At 45.7% G+C, this 703-nt stretch carries 1 protein-coding gene; it reads right to left on the bottom strand.

Going from position 1 to position 703, the window contains the following annotated elements; translation table 11 throughout:
• The coding region (locus EYW48_RS21360; protein ID WP_277433063.1) for an IS66 family transposase zinc-finger binding domain-containing protein at positions 1-503 on the bottom strand (503 nt) is incomplete at its 3' end.
• Between the last annotated feature and the right edge of the window lie 200 nt (positions 504-703).

The following is a 703-nucleotide window of genomic DNA, read 5'->3' as shown; positions in this document are numbered from 1 at the left end:
ATGTGGCTTTTTTCAGCCTGTTGTTCACACTGACGACAGGCGTATTTTGGGCGAACATATTCCAACACTTTCAATACAGCGGGCGTGAACTCCAGCTTTTCACTGCGGTCTTCGCCGATTTTATGCAAAATGTGTTGGCAGCATGAGCACTGCTTGTCGTGCTCATCTAGGTCAAGTACGAGTGTTTCACGTGGCAAGTCTTTAGGAAGCGGTTGACGTTTACCACGACGTTTGATTGTCGTCGTTGTGGTGGTGATAACCTCATCTTCCGATTTCGCCGCTTCACATTCCGCCTCATTAAAGAGGTCACCCTGTGCTTCGTTATACGGTTTTAACGCTTCCGAGCGTTTGGCGAACTGGCGGTCAAGGGCCAGTTTAAACTGCTCAATTAAGGATTGGCGCTCTTGTTGCCACTCTTTTTTCTCCGACATCAACGCTTTCACCATGGCTTGAAGCTCGGCGATGTCTTGGCTTTCTGGGTTAATATCGGGCGTCTTTTTCATGGCATTGATTATACTAAAAACACCACGTCAAGGCTTGGTATAACTCACTTTTATCGGGCTCAACTCATTGTAAAGTTGTCTATTTTTATCGGTTTATGGCCGATTATCGTGAAGCCAGATAACAGTCTATCTAAGTCAAATTGAGTCAGGGTGTAGACCTGCTTTTTCTCTTGAGTGGGCCATTTGAATTTGGCTTTTTC

The organism is Vibrio sp. 1180_3 (assembly GCF_029478545.1).
Classification (GTDB): domain Bacteria; phylum Pseudomonadota; class Gammaproteobacteria; order Enterobacterales; family Vibrionaceae; genus Vibrio; species Vibrio aestuarianus.
This window is presented reverse-complemented; position numbering and strand designations above follow the sequence as displayed.